Source organism: Saccharothrix stipae, assembly GCF_054781895.1.
This window is the reverse complement of the sequence record NZ_BAAGTN010000009.1, coordinates 534,027-559,242: the sequence shown is the minus strand read 5'-3', so window position 1 is coordinate 559,242 and position 25,216 is coordinate 534,027. Positions and strand designations below refer to the sequence as shown.

Genomic DNA, 25,216 nt, shown 5'->3' with positions numbered 1-25,216 from the left:
CGGCAGACTGTCGGCGATCACCGCCGAGGAGAGGGACCATGACCAGCAGCGGCAGCAAGCCGACCGACTACCGACTCGGGCTTGCCGTGCGGCTGCGGGAGTTGATGCGACGCAGTGGGGTCACGCGAGACCAGATCCGGGAGACGCTCGGTTGCTCGGAGTCCAAGGTCAGCAAGATCCTGCGGGGTGACTCGTCGGTCGTCCCGCTGGAGCTGGCGGCGCTGCTGGACCTCTTCGGCGTTCGCGGTGACGAGCGCGCGGACTTGCTGCACCTCGGCGAGGAGGCCCGAAAGCGCCGACCCAAGACGCCTTGGGGGTCGGCCATCCCGGACCGGCTGCGGAAGTTCTTCAACACCGAGGAGACAGCACGCCGGATCGAGCTCTATCGACCTGATCTGTTGGACGGGCTGGTGCAGACCGAGGACTACGCGCGGGCGGTGATCAAGACCAATCCGGCGTTGCGACCGCCCGAGGTGGAGCAGTTGGTGCAGGCCAGGATGGCTCGCCAGAGGCGGCTGACCGAGCCGGATCCGCCGGACTACACACTAGTGATCAGGCAGGCGGTGCTACGGGCACCGGTCGGGTCTCCGGAGACCCGGTTCGACCAGATCAGCCACCTGAAGAAAATCTCCGAGCTGCCCCACGTGACGATCCGGATCATCCCGGACGAAGTCGGCCTCACCGGTGCGCTCTACTTCCCCTTCGCGATCTTCACTCCCTCCGGGAACCGCGCGAAGACCGTGTACGTGGAGACGTTGACGGACGGGCTGTTGGTGGATGAGGAGAGCCGGATCTCCCATTACGAGGCGGTTTTCCGGGAGCTGGTGGCGGTTTCGGTGACCGACCGGCTTGATAGCTTGGCACCATGACTTGGCGCAAGAGCAGCTACAGCGGGAACAGCGGCGGACAGTGCGTCGAGCTGCGGGCGGGACTGGACGCCGTGCGCGACTCGAAGAACCCGGATGGTCCCGTGGTGGAGTTCGCGCCCGCCGCGCTCAGGGCGTTCCTGAAGGCACTGCGGCCCAGCTCGCCAGCAGCGTGAGGCGTTCCTCGGTGGGCGAGCCGACCTTCGCCGTGTACACCGCCAGGACCACGTCCGGGTCGCCGGTGGGTCGCAGGGTCTCGTAGTCGAGGTCCAGGTCGCCGACCACCGGGTGGTGCATGAGCTTGGTGCCGTGGGTCTTCTCCAGCACCTTGTGCTGCGCCCACAGCTTGCGGAACGTCTCGTCCTTCACCGACAGCTCACCCACCAACGCCGCCAACCTGGCGTCGTCCGGGTAGCGGCCCGCGTCCAGCCTGAGGAACGCCACCATGTCCGCGGCGACGGTCGGCCAGTCGCGGTAGAAGGTGCGGGATTCCGGGCGCAGGAACGTGTGCCTGGCCGAGTTGCGGTCCTCCGGTGGCAGGTCGCCGAAGCCGTAGAGGGCGTCGGCCAGGGGGTTCCAGGCGAGGATGTCGGAACGGCGACCCATCACGAACGCGGGCACGTCCTCGATCATGTCCAACAGCCGTCGCAATCCCGGTCGCACGCGTTGCGGTGCGGGGCGCTTGGACGCCACCGGCCGGACCAGGTTGCGCAGGTGGGCGCGTTCGGTCTCGTCCAGTTGCAGCACGCGGGCGACGGCGTCGAGCACCGAGTCGGAGACGGCGGGCGTGCGGCCCTGTTCCAGGCGCATGTAGTAGTCCACGCTCACGCCGGCCAGCAACGCCAGTTCCTCGCGGCGCAGGCCGGGCACGCGGCGGCGACCACCACCGGGCAGGCCGACGTCGTCCGGGCGGACGCGAGCCCGGCGGCTGCGGAGGAATTCGCCGAGGTCGTGGTTCACCCACCCAGTATGGCCGTCCTCCACGTGCCCAACCTGGGTACTGCCAGACCTGGGGAACGCGGGCCCACAGGCTGACCAGGGCCTCTGGTACCGGGCGTGACCGGGTCCAGTGTTCTTGGCATGACCTACGACCTGAACAACCGCACTGCCGTCGTCACCGGTGCCGCGAGTGGCATCGGCGCCGAGATCGCGCTCGTCCTCGCCCGTTCGGGGGCGAAGGTCGCGCTGCTGGCCCGTCGGGCGGACCGGCTCGCCGAGCTGGCCGACAAGATCGCCGCCGAGGGTGGGCAGGCGCTCGCCGTCGCCGCCGACGTCACCGGTGACCTCACCGAGGCCGTGGAGAGGATCCACACCGCCTTCGGCCGGGTCGACCTCGTGGTGAACAACGCGGGCGTGATGCTCGCGAACCCCCTCACCGAGGGCCGGGACGACGAGTGGCGCCGGATGCTCGACACCAACGTCATGGGCCTGCTGAACGTGACCAGGGCATTCACCGCCGACCTGGTCGAGGCGGGCGCGACCGGCACCGCCGACCTGGTGAACATCTCGTCCGTGGCCTCGCACCTGACGTTCCCCAACTACGCCGTCTACGGCGCCACCAAGGCCGCCGTCACGCACCTGTCGGCGAACCTCCGCACGGAGCTGGGCCCGAAGGGCGTCCGGGTGACGAACATCGAGCCCGGCCTGGTGCACAGCGAGCTGCCCGACCACATCGACAACCCCGACGTGGCGGCGCACTTGGCGCGGTGGCGGGAGTCCGTGCCGCCGCTGAGCCCGACGGACCTCGGCGACCTGGTCGGGTTCACCACCAGCCGGTCGAAGAACGTGAACCTCAGGCAGCTCGTGGTGCTGCCGACCGTGCAGGTCTGAGGACGGCCGAGCCGCCCACCGGTCGGTGGGCGGCTCACGTCGACCGGCGGTTGCGGTAGGCGCGTTGCTGGCACGCCCGCGAGCAGTACGCGCGGGGTCGCCCGGACGCGGGTTGCGCCACCGGTCGACCACAGACCCGACAGCTTTCATCACGCTTTTCATCACGCTGCCGGATCAGCAGCTCGATGCCGTCGAGCACCCGGGCCAAGCCGAACCCGAACGGGTCCGGCTGGTCGAAGCCGCCGGTCTCCCAGAGCCGGGTCAGGGTCGGGTAGCGGTCGAAGTGGGCGAACAACGCATCCCGCTCGCCCCACCACTGTTCATCGCTCACCCCGGTGCCGCGCTCCGCCCGCGCGGCCTCGACCAGGGCGGACGCCTCGGCGTCCACGAACCGGCCGACCAAGCCGACCGCCGCGACCACCTCGGCCGGGGTGAGGCCGGTGTCCGCGAGGATGCTCAACGCGTGCTCGTAGTGGGCCAGCGCGTTCGGTCCCGGCACGTACCGGCCGGGGAGCTCGGCCAGCCAAGGGTGCTGTTCGCGCAACTCCCAGCTCCGACGCGCGAACGCCTCCAGCTTCGACCGCCAACCGCTGCCCTCCGCCGGGGGCGGGTCGCCGTGCACGGCGTCACGCATCAGGTTGACCAGGTGGTCACGACCGGGCACGTGGCGGTACAGCGACATGGTGGTGAAGCCGAGCCGTTCGGCGACCTTGCGCATGGACAGCCCGGCCAGGCCCTCCGCGTCGGCCACCTCGACCGCCGCGCCCACGATCGCGTCGAGGCTCAGCCCCCCTCGTCCGCCCCACAGCAGTTCGACCGAGCGGTCGGGATCGTCCGCGTTCCCCATCACGCCTCCATGGTATACCTGTTATGGTTTATGCCATAAACAGCTTGGGGGCTCTTCATGACCGATTTCCACGTCTCCCCGACCGGGGACGATGCCACGCCGGGCACCGCCGACCGGCCGTTCGCCACCCTGCGACGCGCGCGGCAGGCGGCCCGTGCGGCCACCGGTGACGTGGTCGTGCACCTCAGGGCGGGCACGCACGTGCTCACCGAGCCGTTCGAGCTGACCGAGGACGACGACCGGACGACCTACCAGGCGTTCGGCTACGGCACCACCACGCCGGAGGACGTCGTGATCAGCGGCGGGCGCGAGATCACCGGACGGCTCGGGCCGGACGGGGTGTGGCGGGCCGAGGTCGGCGACCTGGTGACCCGACACCTCGCGGTGAACGGCCGCCGGGTCGAGCGGGCGGGTCTGGACGGGCTGCCCGGGACCGTGCGCCGGACGCCGACCGGTTACGTCACGGATCACGCCTTGGACTGGCGGAACGCGGCGGGCGTCGAGTTCGTGCACCGCGGCGTCTACCCGTGGACGGAGGCACGCCTGGCCGTCGCGTCGGTCACCCGCGACGGGGACGAGACCGTGATCACCATGGCGCGGCCGGGGTTCGACCTGGCCCTGGAGCTGTACAACGCCGAGTGGTACGGCCAGGTGACGGCCGGTCCGCCGGAGCCGACCCGGATCGAGAACGACCCGGCGTTCCTCACCGAACCAGGCACGTTCGCCCTGGACCGGTCGCAACCCGGCCGGCACGTCCTGCACTACCTCCCGCGAGCCGACGAAGACAACCCGCACGTGGTCGCGCCCGCGCTGGAGGTGCTGGTGCACGCCACCGGCGCGCGGGACGTGACGTTCCGGGGCCTCACGTTCGCCGACACCACGTGGTTGCGACCGGGCGGCGACGAGGGTTTCCCGCACTACCACGGCAACGGCTACTACGACGGCGGCCCGATCGTGAAGATCGACATGGGCGAGGGGGCGTGGCTGAACGCCCCGGAGGGCCAGGAGCAGGTCCCGGCCTGCGTGCGGCTCGACGGGACCACCGGGGTGCGGTTCGAGGGCTGCGCCTTCACCCGCCTGGGCGCCACCGGCCTCGGTGCGACCGGCGGCGCGGACCTGGTGGTGCGCGGCTGCGACTTCGACACCCTCGCCGCCTCGGCCGTCTCGGTCACCGGCGGCCGGGCCGTGCTGATCGAGGACAACCTGGTCCGGCACGTCGGCCTCGACCACTCCGGTTCGCCCGGCATCACCGTGCTGGGCACCGAGGACGGCACGATCACGCACAACCACGTCCACGACGTGCCGCACAACGGCATCGTCGTCGGTCCCGGCCGGGGCGCCCGCGTCACGCACAACCTGGTGACCGGCGCCATGACCGTGCTGGCCGACGGTGGCGGGATCTACCTGTCCGGTCCGCAGGGCGACGCCGAGCGCGGCGCGGTGATCAGCGGGAACGTCATCGAGGACGTCCGCACCCCGTACAACTTCGGCCTGTACACCGACTACGGGGCGAGCTGGGTGACAGTGTCGGAGAACGTGGTCGCCCGCGCGGACAACACGGCCGTGCTGCACGTCCAACCGCCGTTGGAGCACGTCGTCTACCGGGGCAACTTCTGGGACGCCGACCCGGTCGGCGGCGACGCCGTGCCGGACGGCGTCACCTACGAGGACAACACGACGATCACCGACCGGGCCGGGCTCGACGCCGCAACCGCCGACATCCGGGCGCGGGCGGGCCTGCTCACGCCCCGCGCCTGATCACTGGACGGGCCGGACGAGCGGGAACAGCACGGTCTGCCGGATCGACGTGCCGGTGAGCATCATCAGCACCCGGTCCACGCCCATCCCGAGCCCGCCGGTGGGCGGCATCCCGTGCTCCAGGGCGGTGAGGAAGTCCTCGTCCAGCTCCATCGCCTCGACGTCGCCGCTGGCCGCCCGCAACGACTGCGCCTCCAGCCTGCGGCGCTGCTCCAGCGGGTCGGTCAGCTCCGAGTAGGCCGTGCCGATCTCCGCCCCGAACGCCACCAGGTCCCAGCGTTCGGCCAGGCGGGGATCGGCGCGGTGCGGCCGGGTCAGGGGTGACACCGAGGTCGGGAAGTCGGTGTAGAAGGTGGGTCCGGCGGTGTTGGGCTCGACCAGCTCGTCGTACGCCTCCTGCACCAGGGCGCCGTGGTCGGCGTCGTCGGCCGGCTTTATGCCGTGACCGGCCAGCAGCGAGCGCAGCTCGGGCAACGGGGTGTCGGGCGTGACGGTCGCCCCGAGCGCACGGGAGACCGCCGCGTGCACGGGGACGATCGGCCACTCCCCCGAGATGTCCACCTCCACGCCGTCGCGCACGGCGACCGGGCGGCCGTGCGCGGCGACGGCGGCGTGCTGCACGAGTTCCCGCATGAGGTGCAGCATCGTGGTGTAGTCGGCGTAGGACTGGTAGGCCTCCAGCATGGTGAACTCGGGGTTGTGCGTGGCGTCCGCGCCCTCGTTGCGGAAGTTCCGGTTCAGCTCGAACACCCGGTCCACGCCCGCCACGCACAGCCGCTTCAGGTACAGCTCGGGCGCGATGCGCAGGTACATGCGCATGTCGTAGGCGTTGATGTGGGTGACGAACGGCCGGGCGTTCGCGCCGCCGTGCACGGCCTGGAGCATCGGCGTCTCGACTTCGAGGTAGTCGCGGTCGTGCAGGAAGTCGCGGATGCCGCGCACGACGTCACCGCGCAGCCGCAGCATCCGCGCCGAGTCGTCGTTCACCACCAGGTCCAGGTACCGCCTGCGGACGCGGGCCTCCGGGTCGGACAGGCCCTTGCGCTTGTCCGGCAACGGGTGCAGGCACTTCGCGGTCACGGTCCACTCGTCGGCCAGCACGGACAGCTCACCCCGCCGCGAGTAGAGCACCTCGCCGCGCACGCCGACGTGGTCGCCGAGGTCCACACCGGCCTTCCACGGGCCGAGGTCCACCCGGCCGGCGTCGAGCATGAGCTGGATCTCGCCGGTCGAGTCGCGGATGCGGGCGAAGCACAGGCCGCCGAGCTCGCGCAGCGCCACCACCCGGCCGGTGACCGACACGACGTCGCCGAACAGCTCCCGGGCCCGCGCCACCGACTGCTCACGCGGGTAGTTCACCGGGTACGGGTCGATGCCGTCCTCGCGCAGGCGGTCGAGCTTGGCGATGCGGACGCGCACCTGCTCGGGACGGCGGACCTGCCTGGTCTCGACCTTGATCGCGTCGATCTCCGCCACGGCCGCCGCGAAGCCCGCGTCGGAGTTCTCGTAGCGCAGCGCGCGGGACGAGCCGCGTTGGAACAACGCCCTCAGGTTCGGCACGAACCCCTCGGCCACGCCCGCCGCGATGCTCACCCTGGGCAGGAGGCGGGTGCGGGTGAAGCACAGGTAGCGGGGCAGCCAGTCCGGGCCGTACTTGGCGTTGGACCGGTACAGCGATTCGAGCTGGAAGAACCGGGACCCGAGGCTCAGCACCCGCCGCCACGCCCGCAGCACCGGCCCGGCGCCGATCTTCTCGCCCTCCTCGAACACCGCGCGGAACATGGCGAAGTTCAACGAGACCCGCTGCACGCCCAGCCGGGAGCCGGCCGCGACCAGCTCGGCCACCATGTACTCGTTGAGGCCGTTCTCGGCGGCGCGGTCGCGGCGCATCAGGTCCAGCGACAGCCCGCGCCTGCCCCACGGCACGAACGACAGCAGTCCGCGCAGCTCACCGGCCTCGTCGTAGGCCTCGACCATCACGCACCGGCCGTCGGTCGGGTCGCCCAGCCTGCCCAGCGCCATGGAGAAACCGCGTTCGGTCTCCGCGCCGCGCCAGCGCTGGGCCAGGTCGAGGATCGAGGCAAGTTCGTCGGCCGGTATCTCGGCGTGCCGGCGGACGCGGGAGGTGTAACCGGCGCGTTCGACCCGGTTCACGGCCTGCCGCACGGCCCGGCGCTCGGGACCGGCCAGGGTGAACTCGCGCACGTCCAGCACGGCCTCGTCACCGATCTCCAACGCCTTGAGGCCCGCCGCCGCGTAGACGCGGGCACCCCGTTCGCTCGCGCCCAGCACGCCGGGCAGCCAGCCGTACCGCCCGGCCTCGGCCAGCCACGCCTGCACGGCCTGCGGCCAGGCCTCCTCGTCGCCGACCGGGTCGCCGCTGGCCAGCGTGGTGCCGGCGAGCACCCGGTAGGTGAGCGCGGCCCGGCCGTTCGGGGCGAACACCACGCTCTTGTCGCGACGGGTGGCGAAGTAGCCGAGCGAGTCGGGTTCGCCGTGCGCGGCCAGCAGCCGCCGCACGGCCAGCTCCTCGGTGTCGGCGAGCGACCGGCTGGTCCGCACGCCGCGGAAGAACACGTACAGCGCGGCGATCGCGACGAGCATGCCGCCGAAGCCGAGCAGCACGCTCAGCCACGGCGGACCCTCGCCACCGCGGCGTTGCGGCAGCACCTCGCCGGTGATCTGGTTGGCCGCCCACGCCAGCCGGTGCCAGGTGCCGTGCAGGTAGCCGGGGAACAGCTCGGTCAGGCCCCAGCCGACCAGGCACAGCGCCACGACCCCGCCGACGAACACGGCCAGCGCCTGCCGCCACGCGCCCGGCGACAGCTTGGCCGGGAACGCGTCCTTGATCGCCACCAGCAGCACGATCACCGCGACGGTGAAGACGACGAAACTGCCGAGGTCGAGGGTGACCTGTAGCCGATCGGGTGACTCGTCACTGCCGAGGAACTGCGACGGGTCGATCCAGTAGCGGACGATGAGGAGCAGCACCGAGACGCCGTTGATCACCTCGAACAGCAGCAACGTCCACAGGGCGGCCTGCTTGCGCCGGCGCAGGGCCGCGCCGAGCACGACCAGCACCAGGACGATGAACAGGTTCGCCTCCACGGGTAGGCCGATCAGGTAAGACACCCGCAGAATGCTGTGGGCGAGGACGCCCTCCTCGTCGACGAGGAACAGCACGATCGACGCCAGGGCCGCCAACTGCACGACCGTGGCGACGACACCCGCCGTCCGCGTCTTCCACCTGGCCACCGCCACGACACGCTCCAAGGAACTCGGTTGTCCTCCATGGTCGCCTCACTCGCCGGTCGGGTGCACGTTCGCGCGTCCGGGCGTGTTGGCGGGCCGGTGGTGGTGCTCGGCTCGGCGCTGGGCGGCGCGTGGTTCGACTGGGACGCGGTGGTGGCGCTGCTGCCGGACGCGCACGTGCTGGTGTTCGACCGGCCGGGCACGGGGTGGTCGGGGCCCGCGTTGGCGCCCGCGACGCTGGCCCGTGAGGTGGCCGTGCTGGACGCGGTGCTGGTGGGGGCGCCGTCGGCGGTGCTGGTGGGGCACTCGATGGCGGCGCTGCACGTGGAGGCGTGGGCGCGGCTGCGGCCGGGGCGGGTGCGAGGGCTGGTGCTGGTGGACCCCGATCCGGAGGTGCCGGGCGCGGGGCGGCCGTTCGACCTGTCGGCGGCGGTGGCGCGGTGGGTGCTGCGGGTGGGGCTGGACCCGGTCGTGGCCGCCCAGGGGGTGCGGCTGCGGCGGTGGGCCATGCGCGGGGCGACGCTCGGGCGGCGTGATCCGGCGTCGGACGCGGTGCTGCGCTCGGTGTACGGGCGGCCGTCGGTGACGCGTGCGGTGCTGGACGAACTGGCGTCCTACCCCGGCCAGGTGGCCGCCGTGGAGCGGTTGCGGGCGTTCCGACCGCTGCCGCCGGTGCCGTTCACCGTGCTCACGGCGGGTCGGCGGGCGTTACCCGCGCACGTGGCGCTGGCCGCGTTGAGCCCGGTCGGGCGGACCGTGCCGGTGCCGGGCAGCCGCCACATGGTGCCCGTCGACCGGCCCGACGCGGTGGCGTTGGCCGTGCTCAGGGCGCTGCGCGGCGGGTGAGGACGCGGTGCCCTTCCGGATCGGTGCAGTCGGGACCGGCCGTGGCCCTGGCCGTGTGAAGCTACTCGCACTCCGCGCCAATCCCCCCACGTCGGTGTCACGCTGGGCGGGTAACCGTGCAACAAGCGCCCGGGGACCCGCGATGACGCGGGCTTCGAGGGAGGACGGTCGACGATGACCTCGACAGAGGTAACCGCGCCTTACGGCAACGGTGCGGGCAACGCACCCACCGGCAAGAAGGTGCGCATCCACCACCTGCGGGAGATGAAGGAACGCGGCGAGCCGTGGCCCATGCTCACCGCCTACGACATGTACACCGCGGAGCTCTTCGACGAGGCGGGCATCCCGGTGCTGCTGGTCGGCGACTCCGCGTCCAACAACGTCTACGGCTACGACACGTCGCTGCCGGTGACCGTGGACGAGCTGATCCCGCTGGTCCGGGGCGTGACCCGGTCGGTGAAGCGGGCGCTGGTCGTGGCCGACCTGCCGTTCGGGTCGTACCAGGTCTCGGTCGAGCAGGCCGTGGCGACCGCCGTGCGGTTCATGAAGGAAGGCCGCGCGCACGCGGTGAAGCTCGAAGGCGGGAAGCACTTCGCACCGCACATCGAGGCCATCGTGCGGGCGGGCATCCCGGTCATGGCGCACATCGGGTTCACGCCGCAGAGTGAGCACCAGCTCGGTGGTTACCGGGTGCAGGGGCGCAGCGACGCGTTCGACTCCGTGGTGGACGACGCGCACGCCGTCGAGGCCGCGGGCGCGTTCGCCGTGGTGCTGGAGATGGTGACGGCCGAGGTCGCCAAGCAGATCACGCACGACCTGCGCATCCCGACCGTCGGCATCGGCGCGGGACCGGACACCGACGCGCAGGTGCTCGTCTGGCAGGACATGATGGGCCTGCGGCGCGGGAAGGCGCCCCGTTTCGTGAAGCGTTACGCCGACGTGGCGGGCGTGATGAAGTCCGCGGCGGAACAGTTCGCCGCCGAGGTGAAGGGCCACCAGTTCCCCGGCCCTGAGCACACGTTCCACTGACCCCGTGCACGTGGTCGCCGCGCGGGCTCCGGCCAGCGCGGCGACCACCGGTGGCTCCCGACCGCCGATGTGCGGACGGACACCCCCTGAGAAGCGGTGTACCCACCGCGACCTGCCACGTCACCATCGACGACGGAACTCGAATCGACCGAGGAGCCGCCGCGATGGACGAGAACGCACCAGTGGCCCAGGAGGGGACGGCCGATCTCCCCGGTCTGGATCCGACGGACCCCACGATCGACCCCTGCCTCAGCGCGCCGCCGCACGCGGTGATCCACGTGCCGGCGAAATTCGGCGAGCAGAAGTTCGTGAGCAAGGACGGCGGCTACTACTACGCCGGCCAGGGCTGTCATCGATACATCGTCGACATCTACATGGCCTCCTACTCCAACCAGAACCCCAACAGCAATGGCGAGTGGACGGGCCCCGGCTTCCTGAACGTCGCCGCAGGTCCCTACGACCTGCCGAGCTCGGCGGACTTCGGCGGCGACAAGGCCACGGTCGAGGAGGACTGCGGCCGCTTGTACGTCGGCGTGGCCTACTACCGGAAGCTGTCCACCGAGTCGGTGCTCACGCATGTGGGCCACGGGGTGTGGAAGGGTTCTTGGACCGCCGGCCAACCGTCACCGTGCGGTTACGTGCAGAAGGTGAAGCAGGGTGACTTGCCGGGTACTTGGTCGAACACCAGCGGTAGCGGGTGGGACCTGCTGCGCGTGGCCGTTTACGTGCGGTTGAGGGATTCGGGCCAGAAGGCGGGCGTGTTCCTGACCCAGCCGCCCCCGAGCTGAACGGCTCCCGGCCGGCCGGCTCCGGGGTCTCCGGCACAGTGGGTGCATGTATCCCGAGATCGAACCTCACGACCAGGGCCTGCTCGACGTAGGTGACGGCAACCGCGTCTACTGGGAGGTGTGCGGCAACCCTTACGGCAAGCCCGTGGTGTTCCTGCACGGCGGGCCCGGTGGTGGGTGCGCGCCCGTGCACCGGAGGTTGTTCGACCCGGCGGCGTACCGGATCGTGCTGCTGGACCAGCGCGGGTGCGGGCGGTCGGTGCCGCACGCGGCCGAGGACGGCGTGGACCTGTCGGCCAACACCACGTGGCACCTCGTGTCGGACCTGGAGCAGGTCCGGGAGCACCTGGGTGTCGACCGGTGGCAGGTGTTCGGCGGGTCGTGGGGTTCGACGTTGGCGTTGGCGTACGCCCAGACCTACCCCGACCGGGTCACCGAGCTGGTGCTGCGCGGCATCTTCACGTTGCGGCGCAAGGAACTCGACTGGTACTACGGCGGTGGCGCGGGCTTCCTGTTCCCCGAGTTGTGGGAACGGGTGGTGGCGCGCGTGCCGGAGGGCGCCGACGTGATCGAGACCTACGGGCGGCTGCTGAACGACCCCGACCCCGCCGTGCACGAACCGGCCGCGGTGGCGTGGAGCGTGTGGGAGGGGTCGACGGTCACGTTGCTCCCGCGGCCCGAGCTGGTGGAGGCGTTCGCTGAGCCCCGGTACGCGCTGGCGTTCGCGCGGATCGAGAACCACTACTTCCGCCACGCCGGGTGGCTGGAGGAGGGGCAGCTGCTGCGTGACGCGGGCAAGCTCGCGGGCATCCCCGGCGTGATCGTGCAGGGCCGCTACGACCTGGCCACACCGGCCACCACCGCCTGGGACCTGCACCGCGCGTGGCCGGGGTCGGAGCTGGTGGTGGTGCCCGACGGCGGGCACGCGTTCGACGAGCCGGGCATCCTGCGGGCGTTGCTGAACGCCACCGACCGGTTCAAGGTCTGAGCGCCGCCGCCAACGATGCCCGTGCCTCCACCAGCGACGGGCCGTACCAGGTCAGGTAGCGGCCGGAGACGTGCACCGGGCGCAGGCCGGGGAAGAACTGCGGGCCGTCGTCCGGGGTGAACAGGTACGGCTCGTCCGGCAGCACGACGATCTCGGCGTCCTGCAGCTCGGGCAGCCCGGGGCGCGGGTAGCGCTCGGGGTGGTCGGCGAAGGCGTTGACCACTCCCAGGCGCAGCAGCACGTCGCCGGCGAACGTGTCGCGGCCCAGGACCACCCACGGCTTGCGCCACACCGGGATCACGGCCCGCGTCCACGGCGGCGTCACCTCGCGCCACAGCCGCTCGGCCTCCACCAGCCAGTCCGGCTCCACGTCCCACACCGTGCCCAGCAGGCGGCGCAGCGAGCCCAGGGCGGCGGGCACGGTGGCGGGCGCGGCCGTGACCCACACCGGGATGCCGTCGGCGCGCAGCCGTTCGACGTCCTGCGGGCGGTTCTCCTCGCCGTTGGCCAGCACCAGGTCCGGCCGCAGCGCCAGCACCCGGTCCACCGCCGGGTACTTCGAGCCGCCGACCCTGGTCACGTCCAGGTCCGGCGGGTGCGTGCAGTAGTCCGTGGCGCCGATCAGCACCGCCGGGTCGACGCCCCCGGTGACCACCGCCTCGGTGAGCGACGGCACCAGGCTGACCACGCGGGTCGGCGGGCCGGGCAGCGGCACCGGCTCACCGAGGTCGTCGACGGGCAGCATCAGATGTCGGTGATCTTCAGGCCGGCGTGCGCCTTGTACCGGCGGTTGATGGCGATGAGGTTCGCGGTGAACGCCTCCACCTGGTGGGCGTTGCGCAGCCGGCCGCCGAAGACGCCGCGGAAGCCGGGGATCGTCTCGGCCAGGGCGCGGACCAGGTCGGTGGCCTCGCGGTCGTCACCGAGGACGAGCACGTCGTTGTCCACCCGCTCGATGGTCAGGTCGGCCAGGTTCACCGCGGAGACGTGGTGGAACGCGGCCGTGACGCGGGAGTCCGGCAGGAGCGCGGCGGCCTGCTGCGCGGCGCTGCCCTCGGGCACGGGCAGCGCGAACGGGCCCTGCTTGTCGAAGCCGAGCGGGTTCACGCAGTCGATCACGACCTTGCCGTGCAGCGGCTCGCGCAACGACGCCACCGTGTCGGCGTGCCCGTCCCACGGCACCGCGATCAGCACCACGTCCGCCTGCCGCGCGCAGCCCTCGTTGTCCGCGCCGCTGACGTGCCCGACGCCGGTCTGGGCGCGCACCTCCTCGGCGGCGGCCTCGGCGCGCTCGGCGTTGCGCGACCCGATCACGACCTTCAGGCCCGCCTTGGCCCACCGCAGCGCCAGCCCCTTGCCCTGCGCACCGGTACCACCCAGCACCCCGACGGTGAGCTCACGGATATCAGTCACCCGGCCATCACATCACACGTGGTCGGGACGGGCCGTGCGATGGCGAGCGTGATCACGTCGCCCGGTCCAGCCGCAGCGCCAGGCCGTCCAGCAGCGAGCGCAGCCCCAGTTCGAACAGGTCGTCCAGGTCGAGGTCGTAGCCCTCCTCGGACAGGGTCGTGAGCATCCACGCGAACGTCGGGTAGCGGCCGGAGTCGACGATCGACCCCATCGCCGGCGCCTGGGTGTCCATCCACTCGTCCTCGGACATGCCGGACGCCCCTTGTGCCTGCTGCTCGCGTTCCAGGTGGACGGCGATGCCGTGGACGTAGCTGAAGAGCATGACGTGCAGGTCGCACAGCACGGCGGCGCTCAGGCCGTGGCCGGTCAGCGCGGCGAGCGCCCACTCCGCGTGCACGGCCAGGTTCGGCAGCGGCAGCGGGCGGGTGATCGGGCTGAGCTGGGCCAGCCACGGGTGTCGCCGGTACAGCGACCACAGCGTGCGGGCGCCGAGTTCCCACCGGGCGCGCCAGCCGTCCGGGGGCCGCGCGGGGTAGCCCCGCTCGCCGAACGCGGCGTCGGCCATCAGCAAGACCAGTTCGTCCTTGCCCGCCACGTGCCGGTACGGCGACATCGGCGCCACCCCGAGCCGGGCCGCGACGCCGCGCATGGACAACGCGCCGAGCCCTTCGGCGTCGGCGATCGCGATCGCCGCGCGCACCACCCGTTCGCGGGTCAGCTCCGGCGGCCTTGCGCCGTGGGCCGGGCGGGGTGTCGCCGGGGTGGCTCGCGGCGGTCCGGCGACCACCGTGCCGGAGCGCGGTTCGGCACGGACCAGGCCTTCCCGGGCCAGGGTGGCGAGCGCCTTGGCCGCGGTGGCCATCGCGACGCCCCACTCGGCGGCGACCCGGCGGGTGGAGGGCACCTTGGCGCCCGGCGCCCACTCGCCCTGCTCGATGCGTCGCCGGAGGTCGGCGGCGATGTCCAGGTACCGCGGTCCGGTCGGCACACGCACTCCTGTCTGTGCTGGTACAGATCTGAACTGTACTAGGTCAGTTTCGGCTGTCTGTACTGCTTTTAGGCAGTGTGTTCACCGTACATGTACAGCGTATTTCGAGGGGAGCACCATGCGGAACGTGCTGATCTCAGGGGCGGGCATCGCCGGGTCGGCCATGGCCTACTGGCTGCGGCGCCACGGCTTCTCGGTGACCGTGGTGGAACGCGCGCCCGGTCGGCGCAGGGGTGGCCAGGCGGTCGACATCCGCGGCGTCGCGCTCGACGTGGTCGACCGGATGGGCCTCGGCGAGCGGGTGCGGGCCGCGCGCACCCGGATGCGCGGCATGTCCGTGCTGGACGGTGACGGCAACGAGCTGTTCCGGTCCGAGGAGCACACGTTCAGCAGCGGGCGGTTGGACAACGGGGACGTCGAACTGCTGCGCGAGGACCTGGTCGCGATGCTGCACGAAGCCACCGGCGACCGGGTCGAGCACGTCTTCGACGACTCGGTCACCGCGCTGCGGCAGGAGGAGCACGGCGTGGTGGTGGAACTGGAGCGCGGCGGCTCGCGCACCTTCGACTTCGTGATCGGCGCGGACGGCGTCCACTCGGCCGTGCGGCGGCTCGCGTTCGGGCCGGAGGAGCGGTTCGGCCGGCACCTCGGGCAGTACCTGTCGATCTTCCCGATGGCCAACTACCTGGACCTGGACCACTGGCAGCTGTGGTTCCAGGACGCCGACACCGGCACGGGCGGCGCCCTCTACCCGGTGCGCGACAACGCCGAGCTGCGGGTCACGCTCGGCTTCCGGTCCGAGCCGGTGGCCTACGACCACCGCGACGTCGCGGGGCAGAAGCGGATCGTGGCCGAGAGGTTGGCGGGCCTGCGCTGGGAGACCCCGACCCTGCTGGCCGCCATGGCGGACGCGGACGACTTCTACTTCGACTCGATGACGCAGATCCACATGGACCGCTGGACGACCGGGCGGGTGGCGCTGGTCGGTGACGCGGGCTACTGCGCCTCCGCCCTGTCCGGGCAGGGCACCAGCCTCGCGCTGGTCGGCGCCTACGTGCTGGCGGAGGAGCTGGGCCGGGCCGACGTCGACCACGCCGCCGCGTTCGCGGCCTACGAGCGGCGGATGCGCCCGTTCGTCACGCTCAACCAGGCCCTGGCCACCGAGAACCCGGCCGGTCCGCCCGCCGGGGAGTCGGTGGAGCGGGCCAAGCGCGCGATCGCGCTCGGGTAGGGCTCAGGCCCGTTCGAAGACGACCTTGCGGCGCTCGGGGTCGGCTTCGACCAGGCGCACCGCGATCCGCTCGCCCTCCGGCAGGTTCTCGCCCGTGCAGCGGCCCATGACCGGCGGTTGGGGGACGAAGACGTCGGCGCCGCCCGAGTCCGCCCGCAGCACCACCGCCTCGAAGCGCTGGCCGACCCGGTCGGCCAGCACCCACGCCTCTACCTGGTCCAGGCACGCCCGGTCGACCTTGCTCGCCAGGGCGTCCGACCCGCCCATCAGGCCGGGCAGCAGCGGCAGGGCCTTGGTCAGCCACTCCGGCACGTCCTGACCCGCGGTGACGGCCAGGCAGACCTCGGTGGCGAAGCGGTCCACCAGGCGGCGCAGCGGCGCGGTCACGTGGGTGTAGGGCGCGGCCAGGCCCGCGTGGGTGGAGACGGGCGGGATCTCGCCGTTGAACGCGGTGTAGCCCGCGCCGCGCAGCAGGCGGGTCGCGTCCACGAACAACGCCAGCGCCTCCGGCCGGCTCGGGTCCAGGCCCGCGAGCAGCCGGGCCGGGGTCGTGCCGTCCGGCCACGGCACGCCGAGCGCGTGCGCGGACCGCCGCAACGCGTCCACCGCGCCGTCGTCCGCGTCGGGCAGGGTGCGCAGCACGCCGACCTTCGCCGCGAGCATGAGCTTCGCCGCCGACATGCCGGTGAGCAGGGATATCTCCGCGTTCCAGGCGTCCACGTCGGCCCGCGGCCGGACCGCGAGCTTCCAGTCGCCGTCACCGTTGGGCACGATCTCCTGCTCGGGCAGCTGCAACTCCACCGCACCGCGCTCGGCCGCGCGCTCGCGCCGCAGCCGGCCGAAGTCGGGCAGGGCCTCGATGGACGGGTGCGGCGTGCCCGCGTCGAACTGCGCCTGCACGCCCTCGTAGTCGAACTGCGCGGTCGAACGCACCACCGCCCGGCGCACGCGCACCTCGACCGGCTCGCCGTCCGGGCCGCACTCGAACGTCCACAGCACCGACGGCCGCGTCTGCCCCGGCAGCAGGCTCGCCGCGCCCTCCGACAGCACCGGCGGGTGCAGCGGCACGTTGCCGTCGGGCAGGTACAGCGTCTGGCCGCGCTTGCGCACCTCGGCGTCCAGCGCGCCGCCCGGCTCCACGAACACGCCGAGGTCGGCGATCGCGTAGTGCACGCGGAACCCGGACCCGACCCGCTGCACCAGCAGCGCCTGGTCCAGGTCCTTCGCGCCGGGCGGGTCGATCGTCACGAACGGGAGCGCGGTCGCGTCCTCCCGGTCGGCCAGGCCGACGTCGCGCGAGACCGCGGCCTGTGCCTCGGCCAGCGCGGCGGCCGGGAACTCCTCGGGCAGGCCGAACTCGGTCCGGATGCCGCCGAAGTCCAGGTCCGCTCGGCCGGTGCGGATCACCATGGGGTGCACCCTAAGCCGGCCTCAGCGCTTGCCCCACTCCTTATCGGCCTTGTCCTCGGCTTTCGTCCGCTCCCGCGCCGACTCCAGCGCGCGCTGCGCGGTGGCCTCGTCGGGGTAGGGGCCCATGCGGTCGCCACCCCGGCAGCCGACGCCGCGCTCGACCGTCCGGTGGGTCAGGCAGTAGTACCACGCGTTCGGATCAGAAGCCATGCGTCCAGGTTTCCATGCGCCGCAGCGCATGTCATGTTCACCGCTGGGGCGGTGGCGGCGCCTGCACGGGCAGCGGACCCGACTGCGGGTACGTCGGCTGCGGCACCACCGGCGGCTGGGGGAAACCGCGCGGCGGCGTGTTCTGGTTGGCGTTGGCGAACTCGCCCGGGATCGGGTCGAGCACCGACACCAGCACCGTGCGGTGCTCCGGGTCGGTGATCACCGCGCCGCCGCGGTCCCGGTAGACCAGCTCGCCGTCGGAGTCGATCTCCACGATCGCGCCGACCTCGGCCAACTGGTCCTCGTCCAGGTCGACCAGCCGTTCCACCCGGGACGGCACGACCCGGTACACCGGCCAGTTGAGGTGGCCGTAGGTGCGGTGGAAGTCGGCCAGCAGGTGCGCCATCTGCTGCTGCCACGGCAGCGGCATCGCCTCCACCAGCGACCGCGGCAGCACCGCGTAGGACTGGTCGGTGCCCGGTGGCCGGGTGTTGAGGTAGTCCCGCGTCGGCGTGCTCGACGCCGGCGGCCCGGCGTGCCGCTGGATGGGTTCGTGGTTGAACACCGTCGTGCCTCCCTACACGCCCGGCCGGACGGCCAGCGGCATCAACTCGTGGTAGTCCCAGTTGACCTTGCTGATCTTCACCACGTCACCGGTCTGCGGTGCGTGGATGTACTCGTCGTTGCCCAGGTACATCGCCACGTGGTGGACGGTGACCGGGTTGGCCGGGTTGGTCGCCCAGAAGATCAGGTCGCCCGCCTTGGCCTCGCGCACCGGCAGGTACGCGCCACCGGCCATGTACTGGTCGTTCGCCACCCGGGGGATCTTCACGCCGGCCGACGCGAACGCCTTGACCAGGATGCCGGAGCAGTCCCAGGCGTCCGGGCCGTTGCCGCCCCACAGGTACGGCTCGCCCAGCTGCTGCTTGGTGAACTCGATCGCCGAGCCCGCCGCGTTGGACGCGAGCAGGTACTCGCCCGCGCCCTCGCCGCACCCGGCCGGGTCGCTGACGTCGCCTTCCTTGCTGATCAGGAAGGCGGCCATGGCCTCCCACTTGTGGTACCGGTCGGGGAACGCCGAGCGCTCCACGTCCTGGGCCGAGTCGCCGGGCCGCTGCTCCTCCCAGTTCGGCAGCTTGAGCAGCACCTCGTAGAACTTGTTGATCGCGTACCGGGGGTCGGTCACCTGCTGCGGCGTGCCCCAGCCCATCGACGGGCGCATCTGGAAGATGCCCAGCGAGTCGCGGTCGCCGTAGTCGAGGCTGCGCAGCCCGGACTCGGTCATGCCCGCCTGGATGGCGATCTGCCACGCCAGCGGCGGCAGGCCCTTCTCGCGACCGATGGAGATGATGTTGGCGACCGTGGTCAGCTGGTCGTCGGCGAGCCGTTCCGCGTCACGGCGACCCCGTTCCTCACCGTCGCCTCCCCACGGGCCGATCGAGGCGTTGCAGCCGACCATGCGGATGCCGGCGGCTTCCTCCGACGGGGTGTTCTCGTTGATGACGGTCGAGACACCGTTGCTCACCGCGATGACGATCACCGCCACCACCGCGGCCACCGCGATCCCGATCTTCAGCATCTCAGCCCACCTTGTCGAACTCGTGCACGCGCCAACCCTCGGGAAGCTTCACCACGGTCACGACGAGCTTGCCTTCCTCCAGCTGTGCCTCGAACTCCGCCGAATCGGTGAACGACTTGATCGGCTTGAGCGGCTGGTCGATCACGACCGGTACGTTCGCGGGCTCGATCGACGACAACCGGGGGAACAGCTCCTCGGACGTGTGGGGCTTGAGCCCGGCCAGCCACTTGTCCTTGGTGGTCTTGCCCGGCTGGAAGGAGCCGAACGCGTCCACCCACATGTCGGCGACCAGCCGCGCGTCGGCGTTCGCCGGGGCCGAGGTGGGCGCCGCGGTGGGGCTGGGCGCCTTGGTCGGCAACGTGCCCGGGGTGGCGCTGGGCAGCACGCCGACCTGGTTGCCGCCGCTGCCGCCGGTCGACACGGTGGACGTGGTGCCCGCCGTGCCGCCGCCGGGCCGCGGCTTGATCGCGTTCGGGATCACCACGCTGATCGTGGTGACCACGACGACCACGCCGACGATCGAGGCCGCCAGGTGGCGGGGCGAGCGCAGCGGCCAGCCCCACAGGCGTCGGTACACGGCCGTGCGGCCGCGGTTGGTTCGGATCGGCATCAGCTGTCCCTGACCTCAAGCCCGCGTGACGGCCGGTAGATCACGTGGACCTGCCGTCCCGCCACCGTCTCCGCCTCCACGACAACCGGTCGCCGCATGGTCTGGGAATCCATCGCTTGAGGGATGTCGGGGTAGCCGTCGAGGACGCGGCGACCCCCGGGCATGCGGGACGGCACGAGCACCGCGTCGTTCGGCCGGTCGTAGTTGCGGTCGGCCACGGGCGGCGCGTCGACCACCCTGGACCGCCCGGACGGCAACGCCGCCGGACCGCCGTGCCGGCCGGGTGGCAGCGCCACCACGCCGTTCGCACCGACACCGACGCCCAGCTCGCCCACGCTGTTCCCGGCCCGGTCCAACCGCTGCGCGGTCGCCACCACGGGGTTGGCCGCCTCGGGCCGCACCCGCCGCCGGTCGCGCTGCGGCACCTCGGGATCGTCCGGGTCCGCGTCGCGCACGGTGTCCCAGAACTCCTCCTGCGGCGACGGGCCCTCCTTCTTCTTGCGCAGCCTGGACAGCACGCCGCCACGCATCGGCAGCGCGTTGCTGGCCGAGCCGGCCGACATCTCCACCATCTGCCACATCCGGCGCAGCGGTTTGCCGACCATGAAGCACACCAGCGTGAGCATCAGCCCGAGCAGCGCCTTGGTCAGCAGCGTCAGCCCGCTCGCGTTGAAGATCGCCTGGAGGAGCAGCGCGTGCGTGCCCGCCAGCACCGCCAGCACCAGCACGTTGAACACCGTCACGGCCGCCGCGCGGGCGACCTTGCGCAGCAGGTCGTGGTGGATCAGCGCGACCAGGCCGATGAGCGGGCCGGCCAGCGTGAGCACCCTCAGCAGCAGCTGCGCCAGCAGCACGGCGGCCTTCGCGAACAGCTGGAACAACGAGAACGCCACGGCTTGCAGCAACGACAGGAACCCGGCGCCGGTGCGGCCGCCGTCCTCGCCGCTGAAGTAGCCCTTGGTCGGGCCGAGCTGCGCGTAGATGTTCTTGTACTCGGCCTTCTTCGCGTCGAGCGCGGCCTGGTCGCCGTCCTTGTGCTCGGCGAGCTCCTGCACCGTCCACGCCTGCGCGGCCAGCAGCCTCGGGCCGAAGTCGTTCGCCTGCGGCGCGTCGGGCGTGCCGAACTCACCGCGCAGCCAGCTCTGGTAGACCACGGTGTGGTGCAGGTCCGACGGGAGCTTGTCGAGGGTGTCCTGGTCCGCGTCCACGTCGATGAAACCGGCCTGGATCTCCGAGGTCTTGGTGACCAGGGTGCTGTCCAGCAGGTTGTAGAACTGCGGCAGCGCCAGGGTCGAGGTCGCCAGCCACATCGCGGCCAGCGCCCACAGCCCGCGCTTGCTGATCGAGGCCAGGTCGCCCTGCCAGATCTGGCGGAACATCAACACCGCCAGGATCAACGCGACCAGGCCGAACCAGCGCAGGTAGACGTTGTCGTAGACCTTCTGGACACCGTTCTTCACCGCCTCGTCCAGCGGTTGCAGCAGCCCTTGGCCGACGACGGTGTAGTGCAGGGCGTTCGTCGCGCCGACGATGTTCTTGCCGACGTTGAACAGCTCGTTGCCCATCCAGGTGTCCAGCACCGGCGTGGCGTTGGGCACCAGGCACTTCTCCTGGTAGGTGTGCCAGACCATGCCCGCGTAGCCGTGGGTCAGGTACGGCGTGCCGGGCAGGCCGTTGCCGATCGGCGGGTCGATCGCGCCGACCATGCCCGAGCCGGGCCGTTCCGGGTTCGGCGCCTCACCGCACGGCGCGGCGTTGGCGGGCGTGGCGCCGATGACCACCTGGAGGCCGATGATCGCGACCACCACGGCCATCGCGCGCCACCGGGCCCGGCCGGGTTTGCCGTGCGCGACCGCGTGCTCTTGAGCGCGTCTGAAACGCCGTCGCGCGTAGAGCGCGACGGCGACCAGCGCCAGGAGGACAAGGGTGCTCATGCCTTCCCTTCCCGGCCCGGTCGGCGGTTTCCTCCCTCACCGTGCGCCGAGTCGACCAGTTCGTCGGTGAGGCCGACCTCCAGGTCGGCGGCCAACTCGTCGTCGTACTCGTCGGTGTACTGCTCGGCGTACGCGAACGGGTCCTGCGGCGGCGACGAGACCTCGACCTCGGTCGACTCCGCGCCGTCGCGCAGCGCGTCCGGCGTGGTGTCCAGCGAGTTGCGCAGGTGCTCCAGGTGCGGACCGGAGAAGTCGATCCGGATCCGCTCCACGCCGCCCGCGCCGTCGCCGAAGATGAACTGGCGCGGCGCCCGGTCGCGTTCGAGGTTGGTGCGCACCCCGCCCGGACGTCGGCCCAGCGACGCCACGACCTGCTCGTAGCCCGCGCCGATCGGCACCTTCAGCAGGCGCAACGCGTCGGCCTGGGCCTGGTCGTCGTCCAACCGGCCGACGAACACCGAGTCGAGCAGCGTGACGAAGCCCTGGATCTTCAGGAAGTCGGCCGGGATCTGCGACGACAGCAGCACCCGGACGTTCCACTTGCGGGAGTCGCGGGCGAACCGGTTCATCAGCACCCGACCCGTCGGCACCTCGGACAGGAAGAACGCCTCGTCGATCCAGACGCCCTTGCGCAGGTCCTTGGGCCGCTCGTAGATCGAGCGCTGGGTCAGCCACGCGGCGAGGTTCAGCATCTCCACGCCGAGCGCCTCCGCGTCCGTCCAGTGCTCGCGGCCCACGCCGTCCTTCGGCAGGTTCAGGCCCGCCATGGTGAGCACGGTGAGCCGGTCGTCGCGGGCCTCGTTGTACGGGTCCAGGTCCTGCTCGGGGATGAGCAGCGACATGCGTTCCCGCATCTCGTCCAGGAAGTCGGCGACCACGACCGCGTGCTCGTGGTGCTCGCTGGCGTCCCGGCGCAGCGCTTCGAAGACCATGCCGGGGTGCGCGTCGGGCCGGCCGCCGACCGTGCGGACCGCGCGCAGCAGCACGATCCGGGTCTGCGGCAGCCGGGCCACCTCGAACGGCAGCAGGCCGGACAGCACGTCCAGCACGAGGCGTCGGCGGGTGGCCGCGGCCAGCGCCCGTTCCCGCCGCCAGGCCCGTTCCGGGTCCTCCTCGTCCATGAAGTGGTCGAGCTGCGGCTCGGCCACCACCCGGTACGGGTTGAGGATGCCCGCCTGCGCGTTGAGCAGGTTGATCGGCCGGGCGTAGGGCTTGAGCTCGGGCAGCTCGCACAGCGCGGCCAGCGGACCGGACGGGTCGAGCAGCGTCCAGTGCGCGCCCGCGCGCAACGTCTTGTAGACGATGCCGCCGCCGAGGAACGACTTGCCCGCGCCCAGACCGGCGACCATCGCCGTGAGACCGGACGAGTCGCGCAGCTCCTGCGCCATCCACGGGTCCCACGCCACCGGGCGGCGGGTCGCGGTCACCGTTTCACCCAGCAGGATGCCGCGGCGGTCGCCCACCTCGGCCGTGGCGGTCGGGACGGCGCTCGCCGCCCACAGCACCGAGCCGCGGCGCAAGTAGGCCGAGGACGACAGCGGCTCGCCCGGGATGAACTCGCGGGCGATCGCGTACTGCGCCTCCGGGTGCTCGATGGCCACCTTCGGCTTGTAGAGGTCGAGCAGGCCCTGGGCCAGGCGCAACGCCTCGCGCTCGGTCGGGCCGGACACCGCGAGCCGCCACCAGCTGCGCACCCGCGTGCCCAGGGCGGTGAAGCCCGACGTCATCTCGTCGTCGATCTCCAGCACCCGCGACGCCTGGCGGGCCAGCGACTGCGGCGGGTCCAGCTCGTGCTCGTCGGTGTAGTGGCGCACCTGCGAGCGGACCTTGCTCATCTGCCGTTGCAGCTCGCCGGAGACCTCTTCGGGACGCCGCACGTAGATCCGCGCCGACCACTCGACGGCGGCGGGCAGCCGGTCCGAGCGCTGCACCCACGGGTCGTCCTGCTCGGGGATCTGCAAGCCGTGCATCAGGCCCACGGTGAGCACGGCGACGTGCCGCTTGATGCCCGCGTTCGAGCCCGTGCGGCCGCGCACGGTGACCGTGGGCGAGTACGGCTCCTGGTGGAAGTCCGCCGCGTCGGTGAAGCTGGCCAGGTCCTCGGGCTCCCACGGCGCGCCGGGCACCGCGGGCAGGTTGCGCGGCGCGGGCAGGCCCAGCGAGCACGACCGGTGCATCAGCCAGGACATCTCCTCGGCCGTGGCCGGGCGACCTTCGAGGCCGGCGGAGCCGATCACCTGGTCGAGGTGGTCGATCTCGGACTCGATCGCGACCAGCTCGGCGTCCACCGCGTCCGGGAAGACCTTGCGCAGCACGGGGGCGGCGCGCTCGACCGCGCGGTCCATCATGTTGCGGGTCTGCACCTGGACGCCGAGGTAGACCTCCTTCTCCGCCATCGACCGGCCCATCAGCTGCTGCTGCTCGCCGACCATGTAGTCGTCGAAGCTCAGCGTGCCGGGGGTGTCGGGGAGCCGGCGCACGGCGTTGTGCACGTGCGCCTCGGCCCACATCCGGATCGGGTACGGGCGGTTCGTCACGCGCAGGTGCATCCAGCGGCCCTGTAGCTCGGCGTACTGGCCCGCGATGGCCGCGATCAGGTCCTGGCGCTGCGAGTCCGAGCGGAACGACCAGCGCTGCGGCGCGAGCCGGTACCAGGCGTAGACCTCCTGGCCGGTGCGCAGCAGGTGGCCGTCGATGCTGCGCGCGGAGATCGACGGCGTGTAGTTGGGCACGGCCTGCTCGCCCGGCAGGCGGCGGCCGCGCTTGCTGTAGACCTTGCGGTCGTCGCGCGCGGCGGCGGCGTGCTGGGCCACGTGCGCAGCGGAGCGTCGGTCACGGTCACGCCGGCGTCCGAACACCGCGCACCTCCTTCTGACGGCGGTCTTGCTGCCCGCGGTGCTGGGATCGGGTGGCGGCGCTCGCGCGTTTCGCCCCCTTCTTGGGACGTCTGCGCGGGCGCTGCGGGTTGACCCGGATCCGCGCGGCGCTCGCCGCGCCACCCTGACCCGACGTGGTCTCCCGCGGCGCGGTCAGCTCGCGCACCCACATCGTCATGACCGACGACAACGGGCGTTCGTGGCTGATCCGCGAGCAGATGAACCTGGTCAGGGCGACCGTGATCACGAAGCCCCAGCCGGTGTTGATGAAGTCGAAACCGAAGCCGACCTGGCGCTGGACAGCCGTGACCAGCAGGAACACCACGATTCCGACACCCCACGCGACGTAGCGCGCACGCCACGGGAAGGTCGCTCTGGGCGGACCGAGCCAGACGGCGTCGACCCGGTAGACCTCGTCGTCAGTGCGTACCCGCAAGGGTCACCCGCCGGTGAACAGGCCGGCGATCCACGAACCGATGGCGCCCGCGTTGCCGCCGACGGCCAGTCCGATGATCGCCAGCGCGATGATGACGCCGCCGAGGCGGCGCATGACCCCGGCGTTGTCGCCCTTGCCCCCGCCCAGCCAGAGCAGCAGGACGGCAACGGTCAGCAAGAGCAAGGGGACCAGGTTGTCGAGCATCCACTGGCGCAACCCACCGGTGCCCAGGTTGGGCGGCTGCTGCTGGGCGAGTGTTACCAGGGTCATGGCGGTCATCTCGTACTCCTGAGTACGCAGGACTTCGCCGGGCGAGCCGAGGGGT

24 protein-coding genes are annotated in these 25,216 nt (G+C 71.8%); 9 read left to right on the top strand and 15 right to left on the bottom strand.

The window, feature by feature from the left end; translation table 11 throughout:
- Positions 1 to 38 precede the first annotated feature (38 nt).
- Both ACYVLT_RS25785 and ACYVLT_RS25780 read left to right on the top strand, forming a co-directional pair.
- Positions 39 to 869 carry a helix-turn-helix domain-containing protein gene (locus ACYVLT_RS25785; protein WP_461122770.1) on the top strand — a complete coding sequence of 277 codons (831 nt, stop codon included), beginning with the start codon at positions 39 to 41 and terminating at the stop codon, positions 867 to 869.
- Positions 866 to 1,042 carry a DUF397 domain-containing protein gene (locus ACYVLT_RS25780; RefSeq protein ID WP_461122769.1) on the top strand — a complete coding sequence of 59 codons (177 nt, stop codon included), beginning with the start codon at positions 866 to 868 and terminating at the stop codon, positions 1,040 to 1,042. Before ACYVLT_RS25785 ends, ACYVLT_RS25780 begins: the two co-directional genes overlap by 4 nt.
- Here ACYVLT_RS25780 and ACYVLT_RS25775 read toward each other — a convergent pair.
- Positions 996 to 1,826, bottom strand: coding sequence for a helix-turn-helix transcriptional regulator (locus ACYVLT_RS25775; RefSeq protein WP_461122768.1), 831 nt, complete (start codon positions 1,824 to 1,826; stop codon positions 996 to 998). The genes ACYVLT_RS25780 and ACYVLT_RS25775 overlap by 47 nt on opposite strands.
- Positions 1,827 to 1,946: 120 nt before the next feature.
- Between ACYVLT_RS25775 and ACYVLT_RS25770 the strand changes: the two genes are divergently transcribed.
- Complete coding sequence (locus ACYVLT_RS25770) at positions 1,947 to 2,696, top strand: SDR family oxidoreductase (RefSeq protein ID WP_461122767.1); 750 nt, start codon at positions 1,947 to 1,949, stop codon at positions 2,694 to 2,696.
- Positions 2,697 to 2,730: 34 nt separating this feature from the next.
- Here the strand turns inward: ACYVLT_RS25770 and ACYVLT_RS25765 are convergent, their stop codons facing one another.
- Positions 2,731 to 3,543 carry a TetR/AcrR family transcriptional regulator gene (locus ACYVLT_RS25765; protein WP_461122798.1) on the bottom strand — a complete coding sequence of 271 codons (813 nt, stop codon included), beginning with the start codon at positions 3,541 to 3,543 and terminating at the stop codon, positions 2,731 to 2,733.
- Between the two features lie 57 nt (positions 3,544 to 3,600).
- On the opposite strand from ACYVLT_RS25765, the gene ACYVLT_RS25760 reads away from it, so the two are divergent.
- Positions 3,601 to 5,301 (top strand): right-handed parallel beta-helix repeat-containing protein, encoded by a 1,701-nt coding sequence (locus ACYVLT_RS25760; RefSeq protein WP_461122766.1) that lies wholly within the window; start codon positions 3,601 to 3,603, stop codon positions 5,299 to 5,301.
- Here ACYVLT_RS25760 and lysX read toward each other — a convergent pair whose 3' ends face one another.
- Positions 5,302 to 8,574 carry a bifunctional lysylphosphatidylglycerol synthetase/lysine--tRNA ligase LysX gene (gene lysX / locus ACYVLT_RS25755; RefSeq protein ID WP_461122765.1) on the bottom strand — a complete coding sequence of 1,091 codons (3,273 nt, stop codon included), beginning with the start codon at positions 8,572 to 8,574 and terminating at the stop codon, positions 5,302 to 5,304. It lies immediately after the preceding gene.
- A gap of 18 nt (positions 8,575 to 8,592) precedes the next feature.
- Between lysX and ACYVLT_RS25750 the strand changes: the two genes are divergently transcribed.
- From ACYVLT_RS25750 to pip, 4 genes are all read left to right on the top strand, one after another.
- Positions 8,593 to 9,399: an alpha/beta fold hydrolase gene (locus tag ACYVLT_RS25750; protein WP_461122764.1), complete on the top strand. Its 807-nt coding sequence runs from the start codon at positions 8,593 to 8,595 to the stop codon at positions 9,397 to 9,399.
- 174 nt (positions 9,400 to 9,573) lie between these two features.
- Positions 9,574 to 10,428 carry a 3-methyl-2-oxobutanoate hydroxymethyltransferase gene (panB, locus tag ACYVLT_RS25745; RefSeq protein ID WP_360462477.1) on the top strand — a complete coding sequence of 285 codons (855 nt, stop codon included), beginning with the start codon at positions 9,574 to 9,576 and terminating at the stop codon, positions 10,426 to 10,428.
- A 164-nt stretch (positions 10,429 to 10,592) separates the two neighbouring features.
- Positions 10,593 to 11,216 carry a hypothetical protein gene (locus ACYVLT_RS25740; protein ID WP_461122763.1) on the top strand — a complete coding sequence of 208 codons (624 nt, stop codon included), beginning with the start codon at positions 10,593 to 10,595 and terminating at the stop codon, positions 11,214 to 11,216.
- A 46-nt stretch (positions 11,217 to 11,262) separates the two neighbouring features.
- Positions 11,263 to 12,204: a prolyl aminopeptidase gene (gene pip / locus ACYVLT_RS25735; protein ID WP_461122762.1), complete on the top strand. Its 942-nt coding sequence runs from the start codon at positions 11,263 to 11,265 to the stop codon at positions 12,202 to 12,204.
- Here the strand turns inward: pip and ACYVLT_RS25730 are convergent.
- Genes ACYVLT_RS25730 through ACYVLT_RS25720 form a run of 3 tightly spaced genes read right to left on the bottom strand, consistent with a single transcriptional unit; the run spans position 12,194 to position 14,605 of the window.
- The gene (locus ACYVLT_RS25730) at positions 12,194 to 12,949 is read right to left on the bottom strand and encodes a helical backbone metal receptor (RefSeq protein WP_461122761.1); all 756 of its coding nucleotides are present in this window, start codon (positions 12,947 to 12,949) and stop codon (positions 12,194 to 12,196) included. The two genes, pip and ACYVLT_RS25730, sit on opposite strands and share 11 nt — an antisense overlap.
- Positions 12,949 to 13,617, bottom strand: coding sequence for an NADPH-dependent F420 reductase (gene npdG, locus ACYVLT_RS25725; RefSeq protein WP_461122760.1), 669 nt, complete (start codon positions 13,615 to 13,617; stop codon positions 12,949 to 12,951). The genes ACYVLT_RS25730 and npdG overlap by 1 nt, the downstream gene beginning before the upstream one ends.
- 52 nt (positions 13,618 to 13,669) lie before the next feature.
- Positions 13,670 to 14,605: a TetR/AcrR family transcriptional regulator gene (locus ACYVLT_RS25720; RefSeq protein ID WP_461122759.1), complete on the bottom strand. Its 936-nt coding sequence runs from the start codon at positions 14,603 to 14,605 to the stop codon at positions 13,670 to 13,672.
- 118 nt (positions 14,606 to 14,723) lie between these two features.
- On the opposite strand from ACYVLT_RS25720, the gene ACYVLT_RS25715 reads away from it, so the two are divergent.
- Entirely contained in the window at positions 14,724 to 15,836 is a 1,113-nt protein-coding gene (locus ACYVLT_RS25715; protein WP_461122758.1) for an FAD-dependent monooxygenase, read from the top strand.
- 3 nt (positions 15,837 to 15,839) lie between these two features.
- On the opposite strand, the gene ACYVLT_RS25710 is transcribed toward ACYVLT_RS25715, so the two are convergent.
- The 9 genes from ACYVLT_RS25710 to ACYVLT_RS25670 are packed head-to-tail and all read right to left on the bottom strand — an operon-like array spanning position 15,840 to position 25,170.
- Entirely contained in the window at positions 15,840 to 17,246 is a 1,407-nt protein-coding gene (locus ACYVLT_RS25710; RefSeq protein WP_461122757.1) for an RNB domain-containing ribonuclease, read from the bottom strand.
- Between the two features lie 21 nt (positions 17,247 to 17,267).
- Complete coding sequence (locus tag ACYVLT_RS25705) at positions 17,268 to 17,456, bottom strand: hypothetical protein (RefSeq protein ID WP_360462496.1); 189 nt, start codon at positions 17,454 to 17,456, stop codon at positions 17,268 to 17,270.
- 37 nt (positions 17,457 to 17,493) lie between these two features.
- Positions 17,494 to 18,021, bottom strand: coding sequence for a hypothetical protein (locus ACYVLT_RS25700; protein WP_461122756.1), 528 nt, complete (start codon positions 18,019 to 18,021; stop codon positions 17,494 to 17,496).
- Positions 18,022 to 18,033: 12 nt separating this feature from the next.
- Complete coding sequence (locus tag ACYVLT_RS25695; RefSeq protein WP_461122755.1) at positions 18,034 to 19,035, bottom strand: C40 family peptidase; 1,002 nt, start codon at positions 19,033 to 19,035, stop codon at positions 18,034 to 18,036.
- A gap of 1 nt (position 19,036) precedes the next feature.
- Positions 19,037 to 19,645 (bottom strand): hypothetical protein, encoded by a 609-nt coding sequence (locus tag ACYVLT_RS25690; protein ID WP_461122754.1) that lies wholly within the window; start codon positions 19,643 to 19,645, stop codon positions 19,037 to 19,039.
- The gene (locus tag ACYVLT_RS25685; RefSeq protein WP_461122753.1) at positions 19,645 to 21,579 is read right to left on the bottom strand and encodes a hypothetical protein; all 1,935 of its coding nucleotides are present in this window, start codon (positions 21,577 to 21,579) and stop codon (positions 19,645 to 19,647) included. The genes ACYVLT_RS25690 and ACYVLT_RS25685 overlap by 1 nt, the downstream gene beginning before the upstream one ends.
- Entirely contained in the window at positions 21,576 to 24,392 is a 2,817-nt protein-coding gene (locus ACYVLT_RS25680) for an ATP-binding protein (RefSeq protein ID WP_461122752.1), read from the bottom strand. Before ACYVLT_RS25680 ends, ACYVLT_RS25685 begins: the two co-directional genes overlap by 4 nt.
- Before the next feature lie 25 nt (positions 24,393 to 24,417).
- On the bottom strand, positions 24,418 to 24,891 hold the full coding sequence (locus ACYVLT_RS25675) for a hypothetical protein (protein WP_461122751.1): 474 nt from the start codon (positions 24,889 to 24,891) through the stop codon (positions 24,418 to 24,420).
- Positions 24,892 to 24,894: 3 nt separating this feature from the next.
- Positions 24,895 to 25,170: a hypothetical protein gene (locus tag ACYVLT_RS25670; RefSeq protein ID WP_360462517.1), complete on the bottom strand. Its 276-nt coding sequence runs from the start codon at positions 25,168 to 25,170 to the stop codon at positions 24,895 to 24,897.
- Positions 25,171 to 25,216: the final 46 nt, after the last annotated feature.

What these genes read in the sequence shown, in the direction of transcription:
- ACYVLT_RS25740 (WP_461122763.1), top strand. Translation starts at nt 10,593, where the DNA reads ATGGACGAGAACGCACCAGTGGCCCAGGAGGGGACGGCCGATCTCCCC.
- ACYVLT_RS25785 (WP_461122770.1), top strand. Translation starts at nt 39, where the DNA reads ATGACCAGCAGCGGCAGCAAGCCGACCGACTACCGACTCGGGCTTGCC.
- ACYVLT_RS25780 (WP_461122769.1), top strand. Translation starts at nt 866, where the DNA reads ATGACTTGGCGCAAGAGCAGCTACAGCGGGAACAGCGGCGGACAGTGC.
- pip (WP_461122762.1), top strand. Translation starts at nt 11,263, where the DNA reads ATGTATCCCGAGATCGAACCTCACGACCAGGGCCTGCTCGACGTAGGT.
- ACYVLT_RS25770 (WP_461122767.1), top strand. Translation starts at nt 1,947, where the DNA reads ATGACCTACGACCTGAACAACCGCACTGCCGTCGTCACCGGTGCCGCG.
- ACYVLT_RS25730 (WP_461122761.1), bottom strand. Translation starts at nt 12,949, where the DNA reads ATGCTGCCCGTCGACGACCTCGGTGAGCCGGTGCCGCTGCCCGGCCCG.
- ACYVLT_RS25695 (WP_461122755.1), bottom strand. Translation starts at nt 19,035, where the DNA reads ATGCTGAAGATCGGGATCGCGGTGGCCGCGGTGGTGGCGGTGATCGTC.
- ACYVLT_RS25690 (WP_461122754.1), bottom strand. Translation starts at nt 19,645, where the DNA reads ATGCCGATCCGAACCAACCGCGGCCGCACGGCCGTGTACCGACGCCTG.
- ACYVLT_RS25715 (WP_461122758.1), top strand. Translation starts at nt 14,724, where the DNA reads ATGCGGAACGTGCTGATCTCAGGGGCGGGCATCGCCGGGTCGGCCATG.
- ACYVLT_RS25750 (WP_461122764.1), top strand. Translation starts at nt 8,593, where the DNA reads ATGGTCGCCTCACTCGCCGGTCGGGTGCACGTTCGCGCGTCCGGGCGT.
- ACYVLT_RS25670 (WP_360462517.1), bottom strand. Translation starts at nt 25,170, where the DNA reads ATGACCGCCATGACCCTGGTAACACTCGCCCAGCAGCAGCCGCCCAAC.
- ACYVLT_RS25685 (WP_461122753.1), bottom strand. Translation starts at nt 21,579, where the DNA reads ATGAGCACCCTTGTCCTCCTGGCGCTGGTCGCCGTCGCGCTCTACGCG.
- ACYVLT_RS25760 (WP_461122766.1), top strand. Translation starts at nt 3,601, where the DNA reads ATGACCGATTTCCACGTCTCCCCGACCGGGGACGATGCCACGCCGGGC.
- panB (WP_360462477.1), top strand. Translation starts at nt 9,574, where the DNA reads ATGACCTCGACAGAGGTAACCGCGCCTTACGGCAACGGTGCGGGCAAC.
- ACYVLT_RS25710 (WP_461122757.1), bottom strand. Translation starts at nt 17,246, where the DNA reads ATGGTGATCCGCACCGGCCGAGCGGACCTGGACTTCGGCGGCATCCGG.
- ACYVLT_RS25705 (WP_360462496.1), bottom strand. Translation starts at nt 17,456, where the DNA reads ATGGCTTCTGATCCGAACGCGTGGTACTACTGCCTGACCCACCGGACG.
- ACYVLT_RS25765 (WP_461122798.1), bottom strand. Translation starts at nt 3,543, where the DNA reads ATGGGGAACGCGGACGATCCCGACCGCTCGGTCGAACTGCTGTGGGGC.